The sequence below is a fragment of the uncultured Sphingomonas sp. genome (assembly GCF_913778135.1).
Lineage (GTDB): Bacteria > Pseudomonadota > Alphaproteobacteria > Sphingomonadales > Sphingomonadaceae > Sphingomonas.
The window spans coordinates 1-4462 of record NZ_CAJYVU010000162.1; the positions used below are offsets into that span (position 1 = coordinate 1).

General features: G+C 65.1%; 4 protein-coding genes. All 4 read right to left on the minus strand.

Annotated elements, in window-relative coordinates; genetic code table 11:
* A partial coding sequence (locus tag QZ847_RS14570) for an alpha-amylase family glycosyl hydrolase (RefSeq protein WP_294357730.1) occupies positions 1–1246 on the minus strand: 1246 nt, incomplete at its 3' end.
* Positions 1243–3630: a glycogen/starch/alpha-glucan phosphorylase gene (locus tag QZ847_RS14575; RefSeq protein ID WP_294357733.1), complete on the minus strand. Its 2388-nt coding sequence runs from the start codon at positions 3628–3630 to the stop codon at positions 1243–1245. The genes QZ847_RS14570 and QZ847_RS14575, both read right to left, overlap by 4 nt.
* 137 nt (positions 3631–3767) lie before the next feature.
* Positions 3768–4124: an iron-sulfur cluster assembly accessory protein gene (locus tag QZ847_RS14580; RefSeq protein ID WP_294192815.1), complete on the minus strand. Its 357-nt coding sequence runs from the start codon at positions 4122–4124 to the stop codon at positions 3768–3770.
* Positions 4125–4134: 10 nt separating this feature from the next.
* The coding region (locus tag QZ847_RS14585; protein ID WP_294357736.1) for an SUF system Fe-S cluster assembly protein at positions 4135–4462 on the minus strand (328 nt) is incomplete at its 5' end.

A 4462-nucleotide genomic window follows, 5' to 3' on the forward strand; every position in this document is an offset into this window, starting at 1 on the left:
GGCTGTAGTCGCGGTACAGCATCGAGGCGACCGCATCGACCCGCAGTGCGTCGACATGGTAGCGCTCGGCCCAGAACAGCGCGTTGTTGGTCAGGAACGACGCCACCTCGCGCCGGCCGTAATTGTAGATCGCAGTGTTCCAGTCAGGATGGAAGCCGAGCCGCGGATCCTCGTGCTCGTAGAGCGCGGTGCCGTCGAACCGTGCGAGCCCATGCGCGTCGATCGGGAAATGCGCCGGCACCCAGTCGAGGATCACGCCCAGCCCGGCGCGGTGCGCGCCATCGACGAAGCGCGCGAAGCCTTCGTGATCGCCGAAGCGCGCGGAAGGAGCGTAGAGCCCGATCGCCTGATAACCCCAGCTCGGATCATAGGGATATTCGCTGATCGGCATGAATTCGATGTGAGTGAATCCCATCGATACGACAGAGGGGATCAACCGGTCGGCGAGCGCGTCCCACGTCAGGAACCAGCCGTGCTCGTCGCGCTCCCACGATCCGGCGTGGACCTCGTAGATGCTGATCGGCACGCGCCGCGGGTCGACTTCCGACCAAGCTTCGCGATGCGCGTCGTCGCCCCATTCGTGCGCCGGGGCAGCGGTGGTGAGCGAGGCGGTGGCGGGGCGCAGCTCGGCGGCGAAGGCGAAGGGATCGGCCTTGAGCGGCTGCGTCACGCCATCGGCACCGACGATCTCGTATTTGTAGGCACGCCCGGCACCGAGATCGGGGATGAAAATTTCCCACACGCCGGCGTCGCCGCGACGGCGCATCGTGTGACGCGCGCCGTTCCAGTTGTTGAAATCGCCGACGACCGACACTCGCCGTGCATTGGGCGCCCATACCGCGAAGTGAATACCATCGGCACCCTCGTGCTGGATCATATGCGCGCCGAGCTTGTCGTAGAGTCGACGGTGCCTACCCTCGACCATCAGCAGGTCGTCGATCGGGCCCAGCACGGGCCCGAAGCTATACGCGTCTCCAATCCACCAATCGCCCCCCGCCCCACTCGCGCGGTAGCGCAGCGGCTGGGGTTCACCAGCGATCACACCCTCGAACAACCCGAGATCGTCGACGCGTGCCAATCCGCCGAGCGGCTCGCCGGCGAGCGAATGCGCGACCACGCGGTCGGCGCCGGGAATCCAGGTGCGCGCGAAAGTGCCATCGGGTCCCGCGTGCGCGCCGAGCAAGGAAAAGGGATCGTCGTGCCGCCCCTCGAGCAGCGCCACGATCGCCTCATTCGACGGCGTCACATGACGCCCCAGATATCGCGGGCATATTCCGCAATTGTGCGGTCGGACGAAAACCAGCCCATGTTGGCGACATTCAACACGGCCGAGCGACCCCAGGTGTCGCGGTCACGCCAGCGTGCGTCGACATCGCGCTGTGCTGCGGCATAAGCGTCGAAATCGCCTGCGACCATGAACCAGTCGTGGTCGTACAATCCCTGCATCAGGTCGCGGTAGCGGTTCGGATCGTCGGGCGAGAACACGCCAGATGCGATCGCATTGATTGCCTGCGACAATTCGCGTGAGCCTTCGATGACGGCGCGCGGATCGTAGCCACCGCTGCGCTTCGCCGCGACTTCGTCGGCGGTCATGCCGAAGATCATGATGTTGTCCGCGCCGACACGGTCCCTTATCTCGACGTTCGCGCCGTCGAGCGTGCCGATCGTCAGCGCGCCGTTCAACGCAAATTTCATGTTGCCGGTGCCCGACGCTTCCATGCCGGCGGTGGAGATCTGCTCCGACAGGTCAGCCGCGGGCACCATCTTCTCGGCCAGGCTGACGTTGTAATTGGGCACGAATGCGACTTTCAGTAGCCCGCCGATCGCGGGGTCAGCATTGACGCGGCGTGCGACGTCGTTAGCCAGTTTAATGACCAGCTTGGCGTTGTGATAGCTCGACGCCGCCTTGCCCGCGAACAGCTTGACGCGCGGGGTCCAGTCGCGGTCGGGGTGCGAGCGGATCTGGTCGTAGAGTGCGACCGTCTCAATCAGGTTGAGCAGCTGCCGCTTGTACTCGTGGATGCGCTTGATCTGCACGTCGAAGATCGCGTCGGGATCGAGCCGCAGCCCCATGTCGGCGCGCAGATGTTGCGACAGCGCGACCTTGTTGGCGCGTTTTACCCCGGCAACGCGCTCGCGGAACGCGGCGTCATCGGCAAGCGGAGCCAGCTCGGACAGCGCGGTCGCATCATCGAGGAAGCACTCGCCGATGGCATCGCGGATCAGTGCGATGAGTGCCGGATTGCATTCCTGCAACCAGCGCCTGGGCGTGATGCCGTTGGTCTTGTTGTTGATCCGCGTCGGGTAGAGCCGGTGCAAGTCGGCAAACACCGTCTGCTTCATTAAATCGGTGTGGAGCGCGGCGACGCCGTTGACGCTGTGCGAGCCGGCGAAGGCGAGGTTCGCCATCCGCACGCGCCGCTCGCCACCCTCGTCGATCAGGCTGATGGCGGCGATCGCGCGGTCGTCGATGCCCGGTGTGGCGCGTGCCTCGCGTAGCAGCTTCGCGTTGATCGCGTAGACGAGTTGCATGTGGCGCGGCAGCATCCGCTCGAACAACGGCAGCGGCCAACTCTCCAGCGCCTCGGGCAGGAGCGTATGGTTGGTGTAGCCGAAGGTGGCGCGGGTCACGTCCCACGCTTCGTCGAAGGTCAGCTCGTGATGGTCGATCAGCAATCGCATCAGCTCGGCGACCGACACCGCGGGATGCGTGTCGTTGAGCTGGATCGCGGCCTTGTCGGGCAATGTACGCACGTCGCCGAAATACTGGACGTGACGGCGGACGATGTCTTGGATCGAGGCGGAGGAGAAGAAATACTCCTGCCGAAGCCGAAGCTCCTGCCCCGCCGCGGTGCTGTCGTTCGGGTAGAGCACGCGGGTCAGCGTTTCGGCGCGTAATTGATCGGCGAGTGCACCTTGGAAGTCGCCGGCGTTGAACGCGTCGAGCTTGATCGGATCGAAGGCGCGGGCAGTCCATAACCGCAGCGTGTTGACGCGGCGCCCACGCCAGCCGACCATCGGCGTGTCGACCGCGACCGCCTCGACCGCTTCGGCCGTATGCCAGTGGATTGCGCCCTGCTCGTTGCCCGTCACCTCGCCGCCGAAGCCGATGAAATAGGCGCTCTCGCGCCGCTCGAACTCCCACGGATTGCCATGGGCGAGCCAAGTTTCGGGCAGCTCCATCTGCCAGCCATTGTCGATCCGCTGCCGGAACATGCCGTTGACGTAGCGGATACCGTATCCGTAGGCGGGTAGATCGAGCGTCGCCATGCTCTCCATGAAGCAGGCCGCGAGCCGCCCAAGACCACCGTTGCCGAGCGCGGCGTCGGGCTCGATCTCCTCCAGATCGGCGAGGCCGACGCCGAGTTCAGCGAGCGCGGCGGCGACTTCGTCGGTCTTGAGCAAATTCGACAGCGTGTCGCGCAACAGCCGGCCGATCAGGAATTCGAGGCTGAGATAATAAATGCGCTTGGCACCCGCCGCATGCGCCGCCCGGGTCGAATCCATCCAGCGTTCGATGATGTCGTTGCGCACGGTCAGGATCGTCGCCGCGAGCCAGTCGTGCGGTCGGGCGGCGTGCTCGTCCTTGCCGATACGGTGGACGAGCGTGTCGAGGATGGCGGTGGCCAAGGACCCGCGGGCGGTAGACGGCGCGGCGACGACGGTTGGAGCGTTCAAGCAGGACCCCCAGTTAATGCTTGAGACAGGATTAGGAGGGACAACGCCCTCTTGTCACGTCCGGTCGCATCGATCCGAGGGAAAAACCCTTACACGGTGAAGCTTTCGCCGCAGCCGCACGCGCCCTTGGCGTTGGGATTGTTGAACACGAAGCCGGCGGTGAAATCGTCCTCGACCCAGTCCATCGTCGAGCCGATCAGATACAGGATCGAGCCGCCGTCGACCCAAAGCGTGCCGCCGGGCGTCTCGATCTTCTCGTCAAACGGCTTCGCCTCGGTGACGTAATCGACCGAATAGGCGAGCCCGGAACAGCCGCGGCGCGGCGTCGACAGCTTGACCCCGATTGCATCCACGGGTGCGCGCGCCATCAGCGCGGCGATGCGCGCCTCAGCGGTTGGGGTGAGATTGAGCGCGGCGGGGCGGACGCGTGTCTTGGTGTCGGTCATCGCGACCTCCTCACAACATGCCGAGTTCGAGCTTGGCGTCGTCCGACATCTTCTGCGGGTCCCATGGCGGATCCCAGACGAGGTTCACGTCGGCGAAGGCGATGCCGGGCACCGCCGCGACGCGCATCTCAACCTCGGCCGGCATCGACTCAGCGACGGGGCAATGCGGTGTCGTGAGCGTCATGGTGACGATCGCCTGCCCTTCCTCGGTCACCTCGACGCCGTAGATCAGCCCGAGATCGTAGATGTTGACCGGGATTTCGGGGTCGAAGATGTCCTTCAGCGCATCGATCACGCCTTCGTAGAGGGCACCGCCAGGCTCGCCGGGCTTGTCGCCC